18 protein-coding genes are annotated in these 19272 nt (G+C 64.4%); 14 read left to right on the top strand and 4 right to left on the bottom strand.

Going from position 1 to position 19272, the window contains the following annotated elements; all coding sequences use genetic code 11:
• Positions 1-7: 7 nt before the first annotated feature.
• The 3 genes from ACTEK7_RS06115 to gntR form a co-directional block, all read right to left on the bottom strand.
• Positions 8-739 (bottom strand): SDR family oxidoreductase, encoded by a 732-nt coding sequence (locus ACTEK7_RS06115; RefSeq protein WP_036001186.1) that lies wholly within the window; start codon positions 737-739, stop codon positions 8-10.
• A gap of 130 nt (positions 740-869) precedes the next feature.
• Positions 870-2699, bottom strand: coding sequence for an IlvD/Edd family dehydratase (locus tag ACTEK7_RS06110; RefSeq protein ID WP_036001184.1), 1830 nt, complete (start codon positions 2697-2699; stop codon positions 870-872).
• 123 nt (positions 2700-2822) lie between these two features.
• The gene (gene gntR, locus ACTEK7_RS06105; RefSeq protein ID WP_225146589.1) at positions 2823-3923 is read right to left on the bottom strand and encodes an HTH-type transcriptional regulator GntR; all 1101 of its coding nucleotides are present in this window, start codon (positions 3921-3923) and stop codon (positions 2823-2825) included.
• Between the two features lie 201 nt (positions 3924-4124).
• Here gntR and ACTEK7_RS06100 point away from each other — a divergent pair, with 201 nt between their 5' ends.
• From ACTEK7_RS06100 to ACTEK7_RS06035, 14 genes are all read left to right on the top strand, one after another.
• The gene (locus ACTEK7_RS06100) at positions 4125-5192 is read left to right on the top strand and encodes an ABC transporter ATP-binding protein (protein WP_036001178.1); all 1068 of its coding nucleotides are present in this window, start codon (positions 4125-4127) and stop codon (positions 5190-5192) included.
• A 51-nt stretch (positions 5193-5243) separates the two neighbouring features.
• The gene (locus ACTEK7_RS06095; protein ID WP_036022467.1) at positions 5244-6563 is read left to right on the top strand and encodes an ABC transporter substrate-binding protein; all 1320 of its coding nucleotides are present in this window, start codon (positions 5244-5246) and stop codon (positions 6561-6563) included.
• 101 nt (positions 6564-6664) lie between these two features.
• Complete coding sequence (locus ACTEK7_RS06090; protein ID WP_463671653.1) at positions 6665-7582, top strand: carbohydrate ABC transporter permease; 918 nt, start codon at positions 6665-6667, stop codon at positions 7580-7582.
• Positions 7575-8510, top strand: a complete 936-nt coding sequence (locus ACTEK7_RS06085; RefSeq protein ID WP_036034295.1) for a carbohydrate ABC transporter permease — start codon at positions 7575-7577, stop codon at positions 8508-8510. Before ACTEK7_RS06090 ends, ACTEK7_RS06085 begins: the two co-directional genes overlap by 8 nt.
• A 74-nt stretch (positions 8511-8584) precedes the next feature.
• Positions 8585-9571 carry a D-erythronate dehydrogenase gene (denD, locus tag ACTEK7_RS06080; RefSeq protein WP_225146591.1) on the top strand — a complete coding sequence of 329 codons (987 nt, stop codon included), beginning with the start codon at positions 8585-8587 and terminating at the stop codon, positions 9569-9571.
• A gap of 24 nt (positions 9572-9595) precedes the next feature.
• Positions 9596-10570, top strand: a complete 975-nt coding sequence (locus ACTEK7_RS06075; protein ID WP_225146777.1) for a sugar kinase — start codon at positions 9596-9598, stop codon at positions 10568-10570.
• Positions 10571-10595: 25 nt separating this feature from the next.
• On the top strand, positions 10596-11246 hold the full coding sequence (gene eda, locus ACTEK7_RS06070; protein WP_225146592.1) for a bifunctional 4-hydroxy-2-oxoglutarate aldolase/2-dehydro-3-deoxy-phosphogluconate aldolase: 651 nt from the start codon (positions 10596-10598) through the stop codon (positions 11244-11246).
• A 59-nt stretch (positions 11247-11305) separates the two neighbouring features.
• Positions 11306-12475, top strand: coding sequence for an acetyl-CoA acetyltransferase (locus ACTEK7_RS06065; RefSeq protein ID WP_027571779.1), 1170 nt, complete (start codon positions 11306-11308; stop codon positions 12473-12475).
• Between the two features lie 121 nt (positions 12476-12596).
• Entirely contained in the window at positions 12597-12803 is a 207-nt protein-coding gene (locus tag ACTEK7_RS06060; RefSeq protein WP_036001140.1) for a hypothetical protein, read from the top strand.
• A gap of 124 nt (positions 12804-12927) precedes the next feature.
• On the top strand, positions 12928-14127 hold the full coding sequence (locus tag ACTEK7_RS06055) for a CaiB/BaiF CoA transferase family protein (protein ID WP_225146593.1): 1200 nt from the start codon (positions 12928-12930) through the stop codon (positions 14125-14127).
• Positions 14128-14282: 155 nt separating this feature from the next.
• Positions 14283-15419 (top strand): thiolase family protein, encoded by a 1137-nt coding sequence (locus tag ACTEK7_RS06050; RefSeq protein WP_225146594.1) that lies wholly within the window; start codon positions 14283-14285, stop codon positions 15417-15419.
• Positions 15416-15775, top strand: a complete 360-nt coding sequence (locus ACTEK7_RS06045) for a Zn-ribbon domain-containing OB-fold protein (RefSeq protein WP_225146595.1) — start codon at positions 15416-15418, stop codon at positions 15773-15775. Before ACTEK7_RS06050 ends, ACTEK7_RS06045 begins: the two co-directional genes overlap by 4 nt.
• A gap of 638 nt (positions 15776-16413) precedes the next feature.
• Positions 16414-16941: a carboxymuconolactone decarboxylase family protein gene (locus ACTEK7_RS06040; RefSeq protein WP_036001128.1), complete on the top strand. Its 528-nt coding sequence runs from the start codon at positions 16414-16416 to the stop codon at positions 16939-16941.
• Between the two features lie 28 nt (positions 16942-16969).
• Complete coding sequence (locus ACTEK7_RS06035) at positions 16970-17272, top strand: nucleoside triphosphate pyrophosphohydrolase family protein (protein ID WP_036022497.1); 303 nt, start codon at positions 16970-16972, stop codon at positions 17270-17272.
• Positions 17273-17403: 131 nt separating this feature from the next.
• Here ACTEK7_RS06035 and glsA read toward each other — a convergent pair whose 3' ends face one another.
• Positions 17404-19251 (bottom strand): glutaminase A, encoded by a 1848-nt coding sequence (gene glsA, locus ACTEK7_RS06030; protein ID WP_036001126.1) that lies wholly within the window; start codon positions 19249-19251, stop codon positions 17404-17406.
• Between the last annotated feature and the right edge of the window lie 21 nt (positions 19252-19272).

Below are 19272 nucleotides of genomic sequence, written 5' to 3'. Positions count from 1 at the left end.
TCCTGCGTCAGAGCATGTAGCCGCCGTCGACGACGAGATCGACGCCGGTGGTGAAGGCGCTCTCGTCGCTGCCGAGATAGACCGCCATCGCGGCGATCTCCTCGGCGGTGCCGAGCCGGCCCATCTTCTGGCGCGAGATGAACATCTCCTTGCCCTGCGGGCCCTGGGCTGCCGCGCGGTCGAGCATCGAAGGCGTCTCGACGGTGCCGGGACAGATCGAGTTGCAGCGGATGCCCTTGGTGATGAAGTCGAGCGCGACCGCGCGGGACAGCAGCGACACCGCCGCTTTCGACGAGCTGTAGACGTAGCGGTTCGCCGGCGGCCTCAAAGCCGCGCAGGACGAGATGTTGACGATGCTGCCGCCGCCGCCGGCGATCATGTCGGGCAGGAAAGCCTTGATGGTCCGGTGCATCGACTTGACGTTGAGATCGAATGAGAAGTCAAAGTCCTCTTCCGAACATTCCAGGATGGTGCCGTGGTGCACGAAGCCGGCGGCGTTGAGCAGGATGTCGATCTTGCCGACGCGCTTGGCGAAGGCGTTGACGTCGGCGGTGTTGCGGACGTCGAGCTTTGCGACCTCGGCGATGCCTTCCTTCGTCAGGCTCGCGATGCCGGCTTCGTTGATGTCGGTGGCGATGACGGTTGCGCCTTCACGCGCGAACGCGATGGCGCAAGCGCGCCCAATGCCTGCCGCGGCAGCCGTGACGACGGCGCGCTTTCCCTTGAGGCGGTCTGCCATGTTGTTTCTCCTGCGAATTTTCTTTCGCGGGGCGCGCCTCTTGGCGCGAACCCGGAATCCATCGCGCCACAGCGCCGGTGGATGAATGGATTCCGGGCTCGCGACTGCGTCGCGCCCCGGAATGACCGTGTCAGTGATTGTCCCGCGCCACACCGAACGTACCGGCGACGTTCTGGTAGCGCGTGGCGAGCTCCATGCAGGCGCCGGTCGATTGCTGGCCGACGGTGTTGCGATAGATCTCCTGCCACGGCGTCTGGTTCGGCGGATGCTTGAAGCCGCCGCTGGCCTTGAGCTCGGCATGGCGCTTCTTCAGCTCCTCGTCCGAGATCAGGATGTTGGCGCTGCCCTTGTTGAGGTCGATGCGGACCTTGTCGCCGGTCTTGAGGACGGCAAGCCCGCCATTGGCGGCCGCTTCAGGCGAGGCGTTGAGGATCGAGGGCGAGCCAGAAGTGCCGGACTGGCGACCGTCGCCGATGCAGGGCAGGGACAGGATGCCGCGTTTGATCAGCGCCGCCGGCGGCTGCATGTTCACAACCTCGGCGCCACCGGGGTAGCCGATCGGGCCGGTGCCGCGGATGAACAGCACGCAGCGCTCGTCGATGTCGAGCGAGGGATCGTCGATCCGCTCGTGATAATCCTCCGGCCCCTCGAACACGATGGCGCGGCCCTCGAAGGCATTGAGGTCCTTCGGGTTGCTGAGGTAGCGGTCGCGGAATTCCTTGGAGATCACGCTTGTCTTCATGATCGCGGAATCGAACAGATTGCCCTTCAGCACCAGGAAGCCGGCGTCCTTCACCAGCGGCTTGTCGTAAGCCCAGATCACGTCGTTGTCGGGAGCGGGCGCGTTCTTGCAGTTCTCGCCGATGCCGCGGCCGTTGACCGTGACCGCGTCCTCATGGATGCGCTTGTGCTTCATCAATTCGCGCACCACCGCGGGCACGCCGCCGGCGCGGTGAAATTCCTCGCCGAGATAGAAGCCGGCCGGCTGCATGTTGACCAGGAGCGGCACGTCGTGGCCGAACTTCTGCCAGTCCTCGATCGACAGCTCGACGCCGATATGGCGGGCGAGGGCGTTGATGTGGATCGGCGCGTTGGTCGAGCCGCCGATCGCCGAATTGATCACGATGCAGTTCTCGAACGCCTTGCGGGTCAGGATGTCGGAAGGCTTCAAATCCTCCCAGACCATCTCGACGATGCGTTTTCCGGTCTCGTAAGCGATCTGGCCGCGCTCGCGATAGGGCGCCGGGATCGCCGCGCAGCCCGGCAGCGAGAAGCCGAGCGCTTCGGCAAGCCCGTTCATGGTCGAGGCCGTCCCCATGGTGTTGCAATGGCCGACCGAGGGCGCCGAGGAGGCCACGATCTCCATGAACTCTTCATAGTCGATCTCGCCGGCCGCGAGCCGCTCGCGCGATTTCCAGACGATGGTGCCGGAGCCGGTGCGCTCGCCATTGTGCCAGCCGTTCAGCATCGGGCCGCCCGACAGCACGATCGCGGGCAGGTTCACCGTCGCCGCCGCCATCATGCAGGCCGGCGTGGTCTTGTCGCAGCCGGTGGTCAGCACCACGCCGTCGAGCGGATAGCCGTAGAGAATTTCGACGAGGCCGAGATAAGCGAGGTTACGGTCGAGCGCCGCGGTCGGTCGCTTGCCGGTCTCCTGAATGGGATGGGTCGGGAATTCCATCGCGATGCCGCCGGCCTCGCGGATGCCTTCGCGGACGCGGTGCGCGAGCTCGAGATGATGGCGGTTGCAGGGGGACAGATCGTTGCCGGTCTGGGCGATGCCGATGATCGGCTTGCCGGATTGCAGCTCGGCGCGGGTGAGGCCGTAATTCAGGTAACGCTCCATGTAGAGCGCGGTCATGCCCGGATTGTGCGGGTTGTTGAACCATTCCTGCGAGCGAAGATGGCGGCGGGTACCGTTGCTGCCGGCGGCATGCCCGTTGGTTGGTTTCTTTGTCATTGGTTTCTCCTGCAATGCAAACGCGACTACCGTCCGTCTCATGGTGTCGGCATGTGCGGTGCCCAACGGCGCGCGCGATGATCTGCCTTCCCGCTGGCGGGTCGTTTCCTCACGATTCCGATACTAGTCGTGGCTGCTTGGTAACGCTATCATTTTGTTCGCCGCGCCCGCGCCTGATACGGCTGGCCTGCTGTCCGAACGTCGCGCCGACGAGCTTTGCCGCTCGATCACCTTGAAGCCGAGATCGAGCACCGGCTGCTCCGGGCGGCGGCCCTCGATCGCGTCGATCAGCATGGTGGCGGCCGTCTTGCCCATCTCATAGCGGTTGGTGCGGACGCTGGTGAGGGTGGGGACGGCGGCGGCCATGAATTCGAGATCGTTGAAGCCGACGATCGCGATCTGCCCGGGGACCGCGATCTCCCGGCGCCGGCATTCGAACAGCACGCCGAGCGCGAGGTCGTCGTTGGCGCAGAACACCGCATCGATGTCCGGCTCGCGCGCCAGCAGATCGGTGAACAGGGCGCCGCCGAGCGTCACCGAGGTCGGCGTCGCCGTCGTGACCACCAGGCGCTGATCGAACGATCCGGCGTCCCTCATGGCCGAGACATATCCGTCCAGCCGCCGCTGCACCCTGGGATCCATCCTCGCGCCGACGAAGCCGACCTTGCGGTGACCTTGCTCGAACAGATGCGCGATCGCCGCGCGGGCCGCATCATGGTGCGAAAAGCCGATCATCATGTCGACCGGGTCCGGGCCTATCTCCATGATCTGCACGATCGGACAGTCCGCGGCCTGAAGCATCGCGCGCGACTCCGCGGTCTGGTCGATGCCGGTGACGATCAGCCCGGCCGGCTTCTGTGCCAGAAACAGACGCAGCAACTTCTCTTCCTGGAGAATGCTGTAGCGCGTGTTTGACAACTGGATCGAGTAGCGGCTGCCTTCGGAGGCGTCATAGATGCCGCGCAGCACGTCCGAGAACACGTTGTTGGTGAGCGATGGGATCAGGACACCGATGACCTCGGTGCGTTGCGAGGCGAGGGCGCGCGCGGCAAGGTTGGGCACATAGCCGAGCTCCTTGGCGGCGCTCTCGACCCGCGTCCGCTTGGCGACCGACAGGGCCTCCGGATTGCGGAAAAAGCGCGACGCGGTAATCGGGCTGACGCCGGCGAGCTCGGCCACTTCGGCCAGCCGGATTTTGCCTGACTTGGTGCGTTTTCGACCCATTTGCTGCTCTTAACACAGTCAGTCCCGCAAACAAAGGAACGTTGACAGCGCTACCAGCAACGACTAACCAAAGACAAATTGCCAAAACCGCACAAACTACCGACAATGTTGCCCGCTAATATCGGGCCTGGTTCGGTAAAGTCCGAAAAACAAGACGGTCGCGGCGCGAGAGGCGCCGTGGACTTTCGAGGAGGGAGCTAGATGTCGTCTGTGCAAATCCGCGACGTGCGGAAATCGTTCGGCAATTTTGAAGTCCTGCACGGCGTGACGATTCCGATCGAGGACGGCCAGTTCGTCGTCCTGGTCGGCCCCTCCGGCTGCGGCAAGTCGACGCTTCTGCGCATGCTCGCCGGCCTCGAGAACATCACTTCCGGGACGATCTCGATCGGCGACCGCGTCGTCAACAATGTCCAGCCCAAGGAGCGGGACATTGCGATGGTCTTCCAGAACTACGCGCTCTATCCGCACATGACGGTCGCCGACAACATGGGCTTCTCGCTCAAGTTGCGGAATGCCAGCTCGGACGAGATCAACAAGCGCGTCAAGCGCGCCGCCGAGATCCTCGCGCTGTCGCCGCTGCTCGACCGCTATCCGCGACAGCTCTCCGGCGGTCAGCGCCAGCGCGTCGCCATGGGCCGCGCCATCGTGCGCGATCCGCAGGTGTTCCTGTTCGACGAGCCGTTGTCGAACCTGGACGCCAAGCTGCGCGTGGCCATGCGCACCGAGATCAAGGAGCTGCACCAGCGGCTGAAGACGACGACCGTCTACGTCACCCACGACCAGATCGAGGCCATGACCATGGCCGACAAGATCGTTGTCATGCATGACGGCATCGTCGAGCAGATGGGCACCCCGCTCGAGCTCTACGACAAGCCCGACAACCAGTTCGTCGCCGGCTTCATCGGCTCGCCTGCCATGAACTTCCTCAAAGGCCATGTGCGCGTCAACGGCGTTGCGAGCTTCGAAGGACCGAACGGCGTCAAGCTCCCGCTCAAGACCGCGCCCGCCAATTCCGACGGCCGTCCTGCGGTCTATGGCGTGCGGCCGGAGCACTTCACCATCGCCGATGACGGCGCCGAGGCCGAGATCATCGTCGTCGAGCCGACCGGCTCGGAGACGCAGGTGTTTGCCAAGCTCGGCGGCGAGCAGGTCGTCGCGGTCTTCCGCGAGCGTCACCAGTTCAATCCGGGCGACAAGGTGCGGCTGAAGCCCGAGCCATCGCTGGTCCATCTGTTCGACGATGCGACGGGCAAACGCATGAACGCCTAACGCATTAGACGACAAGGCATAGACAACAAAAAGCATCACAGGGAGGACAACATGCAAGACTTTACCCGCCGGTCTCTGCTTCAAGGCGGCACCGCTTTGGCTGCGACCGGCATGCTGACGGGGCCGGCACTGTTCGACTTCGCCAAGGCCTGGGCGCAGAGCGCGCCCTGGAAGGCCGAGCCGGGCGCCAAGCTGACCGTGATGCGCTGGAAGCGCTTCGTACCGGCCGAGGACGATGCGTTCAACGCGATGGTGGCGGCGTTCAAGGCCGCGACCGGCACCGAGATGAACACCTTCAGCGAGTCCTTCGAGGACGTGCAGCCGAAGGCCTCGGTTGCGGCCAATACCGGCTCCGGCCTCGATCTCGCCTGGGGTCTGCACACCCTGCCGCAGCTTTTCCCGACCAAAGTGCTGAAGATGAACGATGTCGCCGATTATCTCGGCAACAAATACGGCGGCTGGACCGATGCGGCGGCCAAAACCTGCAAGCTCGGCAACGACTGGCTCGGCATTCCCGTCGCGACCAACGGCGGTTACATGACCTACCGCAAGTCGGCGCTCGACAAGGCTGGCTTCAAGGAATTCCCGAAGGACTTCCCCGGCTTCCTCGAGATGTGCAAGGCGCTCAAGGCCAACAACACGCCGGCCGGCTTCGCGCTCGGTCACGCCTCGGGCGACGGCAATTCCTGGCTGCACTGGGTGCTGTGGGGCCACGGTGCCTACACGGTCGACCAGAACGACAAGATCGTCATCAATTCGCCGGAGACGGCGAAGGCGCTGGAATATTGCAAGGCGCTGTACGACAACTTCATTCCGGGCACGGCGTCCTGGAACGATTCCTCCAACAACAAGGCGTATCTCGCCGGCGAGCTCTATTGCACGGCGAACGGCATCTCGATCTACGTCGCCGCCAAGACCGATCCCAGCAAGAAGGAGCTCACCGAGGACACCTATCACGCGCTCTGGCCGGTCGGTCCGGTCGGCAAGCCGACCGAGCTGCAGCTGGCGCTGCCGATCCTCGCCTTCAACTTCACCAAATATCCGAATGCTGCGAAGGCCTTCGTCGCCTTCATGCTGGAGAAGGAGAACTACGAGAAGTGGCTGGCCGGCGCGCAGGGCTATCTGACGCAGACCCTGAATGCCTATGAATCGGCGCCGATCTGGACGGCCGATCCCAAGAACGCCGTGTTCTCGCAGGCTTCCAAGCGCACGCTGCCGGCGTCGGGCATCGGCACCGTCGGCGAGAAGGCGGCAACCGCGATCGCCGACTTCATCGTCGTCGACATGTTCGCCAATTACTGCACCGGCGCCAAGGATGCGAAGGGCGCGATGGCGGAAGCCGAGCGCCAGCTGAAGCGCATCTATCGCTGAACAGTCACGGGGCGGGCGCCTCTTCGGCCGCCCGCCCGTCAACATTTCGATCAGGGATATCGGGCATGGCTGATGTCGCAATTCCCCGGGCCAAGCCTCAGATGACCGAGGCTGGCGCCTGGGCCCAGCTTAAACACAATCGCAACTGGCTCGGCTTCTGGTTCATGGTGCCGGCCATGGTGTTCCTGATCTTCTTCCTGGCCTATCCGCTGGGGCTGGGCATCTGGCTGTCCTTCACGGACACGCGCATCGGCAGGGTCGGACAGTTCATCGCCTTCGAGAACTACGAATGGCTGTGGGACGATTCCATCTTCTGGCTGTCGGTGTTCAACACGCTGCTCTACACCTTCGTCGCCAGCGCCTTCAAATTCGGCATCGGCCTTTACCTCGCGCTGCTGCTCAACGAGCACATGCCGTTCAAGGCGATGCTGCGCGCGATGGTGCTCATCCCCTTCATCGTTCCGACGGTGCTCTCCGCGCTCGCCTTCTGGTGGATCTTCGACTCGCAATTCTCGATCATCTCCTGGTCGCTGAAGCAGCTCGGCCTGATCAACCAGAACATCAACTTCCTCGGCGACACGACCTGGGCACGCATTTGCGTGATCTTCGCCAATATCTGGCGCGGCGTGCCGTTCGTCGCGATCACGCTGCTCGCAGGCCTCCAGACCGTCTCGCCGTCGCTCTATGAAGCCGCGACGCTCGACGGCGCCACGCGCTGGCAGAATTTCCGCCACATCACCTATCCGCTCTTGACGCCGATCATCGCCGTCGTGATGACCTTCTCGGTGCTGTTCACCTTCACCGACTTCCAGCTGATCTGGGCGATGACGCGTGGCGGCCCGGTCAACGCCACTCATCTGATGGCGACCCTGTCCTATCAGCGTGCGATCATCGCCGGGCAGCTCGGCGAGGGCGCCGCGATCTCCAGTGCGATGATCCCGTTCCTGCTCGCCGCCATCATGGTGTCCTGGTTCGGCCTGCAGCGTCGCAAGTGGCAGCAGGGAGAAAACAATGACTGATCTCCCCACCTCGCGGATCGATCTCAAGGCCGTCCTGCATAGCTCGGCTCCGACAGTCGCGAAGGATGATCACAGCGAGGGCATGAGCTATCTGCAGTCGGTGCCGCGCAGGCTGGTGACGCTGTACCTGCCGCTCGCGATCATCGTCGTCGTCCTGCTGTTCCCATTCTACTGGATGGCGCTGACCTCGGTGAAACCCGACGAGCAGCTGCTCGACCTCGACAAGTACAATCCGTTCTGGACCTGGAATCCGACCTTCAAGCACTTCCACAAGCTGCTGTTCGAGAGCTACTATCCGTACTGGCTCTGGAACACGATGTATGTGGCGATCTGCGCCACGGTGCTCTCGATCATCGCCTCGGTGTTCGCCGCCTACGCCATCGTGCGCTTGCGTTACAAGGGCGCCAATCTCGTCGGCGGGCTGATCTTCCTCGCCTATCTGGTGCCGCCGTCGATCCTGTTCATTCCGCTCGCCACGGTCGTGTATCAGTACGGCCTGTTCGATTCGCCGCTGGCGCTGATCCTGACCTATCCGACCATCCTGATCCCGTTCTCGACCTGGCTATTGATGGGCTATTTCAAGACCATCCCCTTCGAGCTCGAGGAATGCGCGCTGATCGACGGGGCGAGCCGCTGGCAGATCCTGGTCAAGATCGTCGTGCCGCTAGCCATTCCCGGCCTGATCTCGGCCTTCATCTTCTGCTTCACGCTGTGCTGGAACGAGTTCATCTACGCCCTGACGTTCCTGCAATCGACCAGCAACAAGACGGTGCCGGTCGCGATCGTGAACGAGTTCGTGGACGGCGACATCTACCGCTGGGGTTCGCTGATGGCGGGCGCGCTGGCCGGCTCGCTGCCGCTCGTGATCCTTTACGCCTTCTTCGTGGAGCATTATGTGTCGGCGATGACCGGCGCCGTGAAGGAATGATCGCGGGGCTTGCCGAGGGCGCGCCAATGGTTTCAAGCGCGGCGCGCTCCGGCCAATAAGAAGGAGTTGAGCTCTTGCACATTCTGGTTCTCGGCGCCGCCGGCATGGTCGGCCGCAAACTCTGTGAACGGCTGCTGCGCGACGGCCGACTCGGCACGAGCGACATCACGAAATTGACCATGCACGACGTGGTCGAGCCCAAGAAGCCGGAGAAGGCCGGCTTCCCGGTCGATACCGTCTCGGGCGATTTCGCAGTCCCCGGTGCCGCCGAGAAACTGATCGCAGGTCGCCCCGACGTGATCTTCCATCTCGCCGCGATCGTCTCCGGCGAGGCCGAGCTCGACTTCGACAAGGGCTATCGCATCAATCTCGACGGCACGCGGATGCTGCTCGATGCGATCCGCCTTGCGGGCGGCGGCTACAAGCCGCGCGTGGTGTTCACGTCCTCGATCGCAGTGTTCGGCGCGCCGTTTCCCGATGCGATCAGCGACGAGTTCTTCCATACCCCGCTGCTCAGCTACGGCACGCAGAAGGCGATCGGCGAACTCCTGCTCGCCGATTATTCCCGCCGCGGCTTCCTCGACGGCATCGGCATCCGCCTGCCGACCATCTGCATCCGGCCGGGCCTGCCCAACAAGGCGGCATCGGGCTTCTTCTCCAACATTCTGCGCGAACCGCTCGCCGGCAAGGAAGCGATCCTCCCGGTCTCCGAGGACGTCCGCCACTGGCACGCGACGCCTCGCTCGGCCGTCGGCTTCCTGCTTCACGCCGGCACCATGGATCTCGCCACTGTCGGCCCGCGCCGCAACCTGACCATGCCGGGCCTATCGGCCACGGTCGGCGAGCAGATCGCCGCCTTGAAGCGGGTTGCGGGCGAGAAGGTCGCCGCGCGCATCAAGCGCGAGCCCGATCCCTTCATCGTCGGCATCGTCGGCGGCTGGCCGCGCAATTTCGATGCCAGGCGGTCGCGCGAACTCGGCTTCACCACCGCCGAGAAGACGTTCGACGATATCATCCGCATTCACATCGAAGACGAGCTCGGCGGCAATTTCGTCGCCTGAGCTCGGACTGAGCGGGCCCTGATGATGGCGAGCGTTGCTTGCATCGGCGAATGCATGGTCGAGCTGCGGCAGGCCCAGGGCGGCGCGTCCGCCGGGCAGGGGCAGGGCGGTGGCCTGTACTCACGCGGCTTCGGCGGCGACACCCTCAACACGGCGGTGTATCTGGCGCGGCTGGACGTCAAGGTCGATTATCTCACCGCGCTCGGCGATGACGCCCTGAGCGACGAGATGGTCGCTGCCTGGAATGCGGAAGGCGTCGGCACGCGGCGTGTCGTGCGGCTCGCGGGCAAGCTGCCCGGCCTCTACATGATCCAGACGGATGCGGAGGGCGAGCGCCAGTTCTTCCATTGGCGCGACAGTGCGGCCGCGCGCCAGCTGATGAGCCTGCCGGAGACGGACGAGCTGCTCAACTCGCTGATGAGCTACGACGTCGTCTATCTCTCTGCGATCACGCTCTCGATCTACGACGCGGCCGGGCGCGAGCGCCTGTTCGGCGCCATCAAGCGCGCGCGCCTGCTCGGCACTCGCTTCGTGTTCGACACCAATTTCCGCGCGCGCGGCTGGCCGGACCGCGATATCGCGCGGGAGGTGTTTGCGACCGCCTTCGCGGCCGCCGACATCGTGCTGACCTCGACCGAGGATCTGCTCGCGCTCCATCCCGGCGAAAGTCACGACCAGCTGATGGCGCGCATCCCAACCCCGGAACTGGTGTTCCGTCTGCCCGAGCCGGTGAGCCTGTTGCGCTACCCCGGCGGCGCCAGCGAGGTCCGCGCCGAGCCCATGACCAAGCCCGTGGTCGATACCACCGCCGCCGGCGACAGCTTCGCCGCGGCCTATATCGCGGCCCGGCTCGCCGGCGCCGAGCCGGTGGAGGCGGCCCTATCAGGACATCGGCTCGCCAGCCTCGTGATCTGCTATCCCGGCGCCATCATTCCGGGCTATGCCATGCCGCCGAAGAAGCGGCACCGGCCGGCGGCGTCCCGCCAGGCCAACAATTAGACAGCGACCAAATGAATCGAGACCCATGACCACGGCTGCCCAACAGAACCACCTCGTCGCGCTGTTCAAGGCTGCGACCGTCATTCCCGTCCTCACCATCGAGCGCATCCAGGATGCGGTGCCGCTGGCGCGCGCGCTGGTTGCCGGCGGGGTCCGCACGCTGGAGGTGACCTTGCGCACCCCCGTTGCGATCGAGGCGGCGCGCGCGGTGATGACCGAGGTCCCCGAGGCGGTCGTCGGCATCGGCACCATTCTCAACCCGTCCGACTTCAGCCGCGTCGAGAAGCTCGGCGTCGCGTTCGGCATCAGCCCGGGCCTGACCCCCGATCTGCTCAAGGCCGCGACCGACAGCTCATTGCCGTTCGCGCCGGGGATTGCCACGGCCTCGGAACTGATGATGGCGCTGTCCTACGGTTTCGACGTCGCAAAGTTCTTCCCGGCGGAGCAGGCCGGCGGCATCAAGGGCCTGCGCGCCCTCGGCGGGCCGTTCCCGAACGTGCGGTTCTGCCCGACCGGCGGGGTGGGCGAGGCCAATGCCGCGACCTGGCTGGCTGAAGCCAATGTCGTTGCGGTCGGCGGGTCCTGGCTGTGCCCGACGGCGGAAATCCGGGCCGGGAACTGGGCCGGCATAACTGCCATCTGCGAGCGGACCCTCAAGGCGCTGAAAGCCGCGTGAAGTCTTGCCATCCCTGGGCTAAGACTTAGCTCAGGACAAGACCTCAGGGAGAGACGAACATGACCGCCAGCATCGTCGGATGGGCGCATACGCCGTTCGGCAAGTTCGACACCGAAACCGTCGAAAGCCTCGTCACCCGCGTCGCCAATGAGGCGCTGGCGGATGCCGGCATCTCGGCCGGTGATGTCGACGAGATCGTGCTCGGCCATTTCAACGCCGGCTTCTCGCCGCAGGATTTCACGGCGTCGCTGGTACTGCAGGCCGATCCCAAGCTGCGCTTCAAGCCGGCGACCCGTGTCGAGAACGCCTGCGCCACGGGATCTGCCGCCGTGCATCAGGGCCTGCGCGCGATTGCCGCAGGGGCGGCCAAGATTGTGCTGGTCGTCGGCGTCGAGCAGATGACGCGCACGCCGAGCGCCGAGATCGGCAAGAACCTGCTCAAGGCTTCCTACCTCCCTGAGGACGGCGACACGGTCGGCGGTTTCGCCGGCGTGTTCGGCAAGATCGCCAGCTCCTATTTCCAGAAATACGGTGACCAGTCCGATGCGCTGGCGCTGATCGCGGCCAAGAACCACAAGAACGGCGTCGCCAATCCCTTCGCCCAGATGCGCAAGGACTTTGGCTTCGACTTCTGCCGCGCCGAGAGCGAGAAGAACCCCTATGTCGCCGGCCCGCTGAAGCGGACGGACTGCTCGCTGGTCTCCGACGGCGCCGCTGCGCTGGTGCTGGCCGATGCCGAGACGGCCAAGGGCATGACCAAGTCGATCGGCTTCCGCGCCACTGCGCACGCCCAGGACTTCCTGCCGATGAGTAAGCGCGACATCCTGCAGTTCGAGGGCTGCACGGTCGCCTGGCAGCGGGCGCTGGAGAAGGCCGGTGTCACGCTGTCCGATCTCTCCTTCGTCGAGACCCATGACTGCTTCACCGTCGCCGAGCTGATCGAGTACGAAGCGATGGGTCTGACGCCGAAGGGGCAGGGCGCCCGCGCCATCAAAGAAGGCTGGACGCTCAAGGACGGCAAGCTGCCGGTCAATCCGTCCGGCGGCCTCAAGGCCAAGGGCCATCCGATCGGCGCCACCGGCGTCTCCATGCATGTGATGACCGCGATGCAGCTCGCGGGCCAGGCGCCCGAGGGCATGCAGCTCAAGAACGCCAAGCTCGGCGGCATCTTCAACATGGGTGGCGCGGCCGTCGCCAACTACGTCTCCGTCCTGGAGCCGCTGAAGTAGTTTGATCCTGTAGGGTGGGCAAAGGCGCCATACGCCATGCCCGCCTTATTTCTTTGCGTTAGATCATGGTGGGCTCGCGCGGCCCCCTTAATGCTCTGATTGATTTTGCGGGAAATGCATCATGAGCACTAACTACGAAGATTCACTGTCGATGGACGCACTCAACGATCGTATCGCGATCCTCGAAGACAATATCCGCCAGCTCATCGAGCAGGCCGCTGCCGCCTCCGGCGAGCAGAACGAGTCGCGCATCGCCGACCGGATCAATCAGCAGAATGACGAACTCGACCGGCTCCTGAAGATCCGGGAATCCCGTCAGAAGAAATAGCGGCCGACGTCGCCCCGCGGCGCATGCCGCCATACGCCGCCCGCCCTTGCGCGAGCGGCGGCACTGCCGTTAGCTGGACCGAAATCGCGTGGGCAGTTGGGCTCGGCGCAATCGGGAGCGAACGATGGGGCCGCTGAAAGGCATCAAGGTCGTCGACATGACCACCGTGCTGATGGGCCCTTATGCGACCCAAATGCTCGGCGATTACGGTGCCGACGTCGTCAAGGTGGAATCGCTGGACGGCGACGTCACCCGCCTGATCGGCCCGATGCGTCACGCCGGCATGGGGCCGGTGTTTCTCAACACCAACCGCAGCAAGCGCTCGATCTGTCTCGATCTGAAGAAGGCTGCGGGGCGCGAAGCCGTGCTGCGGCTTTTGAAGGACGCCGACGTCCTGGTCTACAACGTCCGCCCGCAGGCGATGGCGCGGCTTCAGCTCGGCTACGACGTCGTCTCCGCCATCAACCCGCGCCTGGTCTATGCCGGCGTGTTCGGCTTCGGCCAGTACGGGCCCTATGCCGCAAAACCCGCTTACGACGACCTGATCCAGGGCGCCACGGCGCTGCCGGCGCTGATGGCGCAGACCGGCGACGGCGTGCCGCGCTACGTGCCGAACGCGCTCGTCGACCGTATCGTCGGCCTCACCGCGGTCGGCGCGATCTGCGCCAGCCTCGTGCACCGCGACCGCACCGGCCGCGGCCAGCGTCTGGACATTCCGATGTTCGAGACCATGGCCGGCTTCGTCATGGGCGACCACATGGGCGGGCTCACGTTCGAGCCGCCGCTCGACAAGGGCGGCTATGCCCGCCATCTCTCGCGCGACCGCAGGCCCTACAAGACCTCGGACGGCTATCTCAGCGTCATCGTCTACAACGACAAGCAGTGGGAGAACTTCTTCAAGGCCACGGGGCGCGACGACCTGCGCGCCGATCCCAAATTTGCAACCTTCGCCGGCCGGGCCGCCAATATCAATGTGGTGTATGCCGAGCTCGCCCGCATCTTCGAGACGCGGACCACGGCGGAATGGATCGACCTGCTGACGAAAGCCGACGTGCCTGTCATGCCGATGCACGATCTCGCCTCGATCCTGCACGATGAGCATCTGGAGGCGACCGGCTTTTTCCCGGTGGTGACCCATCCGACCGAAGGTCCGATCCGCAGCATGAAAGTGACGGCGACCTGGTCCGAGACCGAAGCCGAGCCGGTACGCCTGGCGCCGCGGCTCAACGAGCACGGCGCCGAGATCTTGCGCGAGATCGGCTATTCCGCTGACGAGATCGCAGCCATGGTGCGCGACGGCGTCACGCGTGACGCACCGGAGTAGGGGGAGTGGAGATGACCACGCTTCTCTCATCCGTCATTCCGGGGCGCGCCTCTTGGCGCGAGCCCGGAATCCATTCATCCTCCGCACATGCCGTTCGATGGATTCCGGGCTCGCGACTTCGTCGCGCCCCGGAATGACGGTGGAGAAATGGCACCATGAGCTTCATCACCGGCGTCGGCCTCACGTCGTTCGGCAAGCACGAGGGCTCCTCCTCGCGCGACCTGATGAGCGAGGCCGCGCAAGCCGCGCTCGACGATGCCGGCCTCAAGCGCACCGACATCGACGGCATCCTCTGCGGCTATTCCACGGTCTCCCCGCACATCATGCTCGCCACCGTCTTCGCCGAGCATTTTGGTATCCGCCCGTCTTACGCCCATGCCGTCCAGGTCGGCGGCGCCACGGGTCTTGCGATGACGATGCTTGCACATCATCTCGTCGCGTCAGGTGTCTGCCGGAACGTTCTGGTGGTCGCTGGCGAGAACCGGCTCACCGGGCAGAGCCGCGATGCCTCGATCCAGGCGCTGGCGCAGGTCGGCCATCCCGACTACGAGGTGCCGTTAGGACCGACCATTCCCGCTTATTACGGCCTCGTTGCCAACCGATACATGCACGAATACGGCGTGACGGAAGAGGATCTCGCCGAATTCGCGGTGCTGATGCGTGCCCACGCCTGCACCCATCCCGGCGCGCAATTCCACGATCCCATCAATGTCGCCGACGTCATGGCCTCCAAGCCAGTGGCGCTGCCGCTCAAGCTGCTCGATTGCTGCCCGGTCTCCGACGGCGGCGCGGCGTTCGTTGTCAGCCGCGAGCGAACCGGGGAAGCGGGCGTGCGTATCCGCGGCTGCGCCCAGGCCCACACGCATCAGCATGTCACGGCAGCGCCCGCCCTCAGCGAGCTTGGCGCCGAGATCTCCATCGCGCGTGCAAAGGCGGCCACGGGTCTCGCGATCTCCGACGTGCGCTATGCCGCGATCTACGACAGCTTTACGATCACGCTCGCGATGCTGCTGGAAGACCTCGGTCTCGCCGGCCGCGGCGAGGCGGCCGCGCGCGTGCGCGCCGGCCATTTCAGCCGTGACGGCGCGATGCCGCTGAATACCCATGGTGGCCTGCTCAGCTACGGCCATTGCGGCGTCGGCGGCGCCATGGCGCATCTCGTCGAGGCGCATTTGCAGATGACGGGACGAGCGGCCACCCGCCAGGTGCGCGATGCCTCGATTGCACTGCTGCATGGCGATGGCGGCGTGCTGTCGTCTCACGTCAGCATGTTCCTGGAGCAGGTCAGATGAGCGAGCGTCTGGCGAACTGGACCAAAGGTGAAGAGGCCATCACCTACCAGACCTGCACAGCATGCGGGCATGTACAGTATTTTCATCGGGCCTTCTGCGCAGCTTGTGGCGAATCGGACCCGCGCGAGCAGCGCGCCAGTGGCAAGGGCAGGGTGTATGCGACCTCGCTGGTCTGCCGCGCGGCAACGTCCGAGACGCGCGCGCACGTGCCCTACAACATCCTGCTGGTCGATTGCGCCGAGGGTTTTCGCATGATGGCCCACGGCGAGAATGACCTCGCCATCGGCGATTCGGTCATTGCGAGCTTCAAGCCCTTTGCCGGCAAGCTGGTGCCGTTCTTTGCCAAAACCAAATAGGGAAACGCGAATGTAGCCCGGATGGAGCGCAGCGAAATCCGGGATTCGCACCTCGCGGACAGACTTCCCGGATTGCGCTGCGCTTCATCCGGGCTACACGCCAACCGAGGGATCCGTCATTCGGGGGCGGTCATGCGACCGAGCCTGGAACGGGAATTCTGGGCTTGGCTTGTGCGAGAGCCACCCCGGAATGACGAAAACGCTGAGCGCCTGATCCGGAAAAGTGTGAAGCGGTTTTCCGAAAAGATCATGCGCAATGGAAATACTCTAACGCCCGTAGAACAAGATGCTGGCGATGACGAGCATCGCCGTCACCGCCAGCATATGCGCGAGCGCTCCCGAGGCTGCCCCCTTGGTGGCTTCCTTCATGCCGTTTTCTCCCTAGACTTGGGCATGACTCATCGTTGCGCGGTGAGCGCTTACGACGGCCAATTGTTTTTACTCGGAACACCCCTTGCGAGTATCCGCCGCGATTTGTCCCCCGCGGCGAATATCGACTGTGTCAGGGTCGATCAGCAATGCGGCGGCAATTTGACTCGATGATGTTGCTCGTGCGTCCCCACGCGAATAGAGTCTTCGGGAACCTTCGCCAATGGCGACAAAAAGCATCAAAAGATCAGGGAAACTTCAGGAAAATCATGGCCCGCATTCAGTACAGCGACCCGTCCAAGGCATCCGACCGCACCCGCGAAATCCTCGACAAGAACCGCCATGCCAACATCTTCCGGATGATGGCGCATTCGCCGAGTTACTTTGAGCAATATTGCCGCCTCGGGGGCGCAATCAGGCACAAGGGCGAGCTCGACCCCATCGTGCGCGAGCTTGCGATCACCCGTACCGGCATCCTGTGCGAGGCACCCTATGAGATCGTCGCGCACAAGCGCATCGGCAAGAATGTCGGCGTCACCGACGAGCAGAACGAGGCGCTCGAGAACTGGCAGGCCGCATCCTGCTTCAACGAGGTGCAGCGCGCCGCGCTCGCCTTCACCGACGAGATCGTGAAGCTGACGAAGCCGACGGATGCGACCTTCAAGGCGATCGCATCGAAGCTGACGCCAGCGGCGCTGGTCGAGCTCCAGCTCTCGGTCGGCTTCTACATCATGACGTCAAAATTCCTGGAGACGTTCGAGATCGACCTCCAGCCCGTCACCGAAGTGGTGGGCTGATCCAAAGCTCGGCTTGCGAGGGATGCTCATGACAATCGATGAATATGCGGCCTGGGCCGCAACTATTGCCAAAGTCGACGAGCATCCGTCGAACGAGCGGTTGTCTTATCTCGGGCTGGGCCTTGCCGCTGAGGCGGGCGAGGTCGCCGAGCACATCAAGAAGCTCCTGCGCGACGACTGGCTCGACAAGGCCGGTCTCGTCGAAGAGCTTGGCGATGTCGTCTACTACTGGGCCTGCCTGTGCGCCGCCACCGGCCAGCAGCCGTCCGCGCTGCTCAACGCCAGTGCCGCCAAGATCAGGCGACGCATCAGCGAAGCGGCGAGCCGGTAGAGCAAGTGAAAGCTGGGAGCTCCGGCGTCATGGCCGGGCTTGTCCCGGCCATCCACGACTTGCCGCGCAGCACGAAGAACGTGGATGCCCGGGACAAGCCCGGGCATGACGATCTGTTGCGCATGAACCGCTCACGTCGAGGTCAGAATATCCACCTTGGCGTTGGCGACGATCAGGCGGTCGGCCAGAAGCTGGGCCAGGTTACGCATGATGCATTCGCTGGCGCGGGGGTGCTGCTTGCGGAAGCGCTCGAAATCCTTCAGCGGCACCTCGCATGCCGTCGCTGCCATGTCGGCGAACACGTCGGCGGAGCGGGTTTGTTCCAGCAGCGCCATCTCGCCGAACGCCATGCCGGCGGTGAGCGTCGCCAGCCTGACGCCATCGGGCAAGGTGACGTGCACAGCGCCGCTGCGCAGGAAGTACAGGGCATCGGCGGGGTCGCCGGCCGTGAGGATTTTGGCGCCGGATTGATAGGTCCTGATGGTGCAGAGCGAGGCGAGATCCGTCAGCTCTTCCTCGCTCAGCCCGGTCAGCAGCGGCTGTTCGGCTAGCTCGGTGGTCTCGTGAAAATCGATCGAGCCGCCGTAGCGATAGACGATCTGGTCTTCGGCCCATTCGATCGCAGTGTCGAGCAGATAGAAATCGCGCACGTTCTTCAGCTCAGCGGTCCATTCGCGTAACGTATTCCATTCCTTGGAGGCGCGCCGGACGCCCGACAAGACCACCGTGACATTCAGCGCGGCCAATTCCTCGAACGCTTCGGCCACAAGTCGTGCGCCGGCCCGCGTAGTCGAGGTCACGCGGTGGAGATCGAAGATCACGAATTGCGGCCGCGGTCGTCCCGCGAGCCGGCGCGAGACGTAATCCACCGCCGACAGCGACAGCGTGCCGACCAGCTCGATGATGCGCACCTCCTGCTCGTGGGCCGCCAGGATCTCGCGCTCCTGCGGGCGGCGCACGCGGCGCGACGGGCTCTTGCCGATGTCGTAGTCCGCGATGACGGCGTTGCGTGCGTCGTCGCTGCGGTTGAGCATGTGCAGGTCGTAATGCGAGGACAGCGCCTCGCAGACCTTGATGCCGCGCACGCTGTTGCCGTGCTTGTCGAGCTTTGGCGAATAGCTGCCGAGGCCGAGGCGGGCAGGGAGCGCGGCCAGGATGCCGCCGCCGACGCCGCTCTTGGCGGGGATGCCGATGCGGTAGATCCACTCGCCGGCATAGTCGTACATGCCCGACGACGTCATCACCGAAAGTGTGCGCGAGATCGCGTAGGCGCTCAGCACCTGCTCGCCGGTGACCGGATTGATGCCGCGATTGGCGAGCGTTGCCGCCATCACCGCGATATCGCGCGCGGTCACCAGCACGGCGCATTGCCGGAAATAGACGTCGAGCACGCCGGCGACGTTGTCCGAGATCACCGCGTTGGTCTTGAGCAGATAGCCGATGGCGCGGTTGCGGTCGCCGGTCTGGCTCTCGGAAGAATAGACGGCATCGTCGACGGAAAGGTCGCGGCCTGCAAAACGGCTGAGCGCAAGGCGGATCTGCTCGAAAGCCTCCGCGCCCTTGCTGTCGTAGATCAACCCGGTGCAGGCGATCGCGCCGGCATTGACCATCGGGTTGAACGGATGGTTCTCGGAATTGAGCCGGATCGAGTTGAAGGGATCGCCGGAGGGCTCGACGCCGATCGCACCTTCGACCTTGCCGGCGCCGAGCAGGTCCAGCGCCAGCGCGAACACGAAGGGTTTCGACATCGACTGGATGGTGAAGGGCACCCGGCTGTCCCCGACTTCATAGACATGGCCGTCAAGCGTCGCCAGGCTGATGCCGAAATAGGCAGGGTCCGCCTTGCCGAGCTCGGGAATGTAATCGGCGACATGGCCCGACGTTTCGGCGGAGAATTCGCTGAGGCAATTGTCCAGAAACCGCAGCAGGGGCGGCTTCGAGCGAGTCCAGGCGGTGGCGAGAGGCGAGAGCGGTTTCATCGCCTCCCTTGTGCAACGCAA

The organism is Bradyrhizobium sp. JHI2711 (assembly GCF_056156565.1).
Note: the sequence above shows the minus strand (reverse complement) of the source record. Positions and strands in the feature narration are given on the sequence as shown.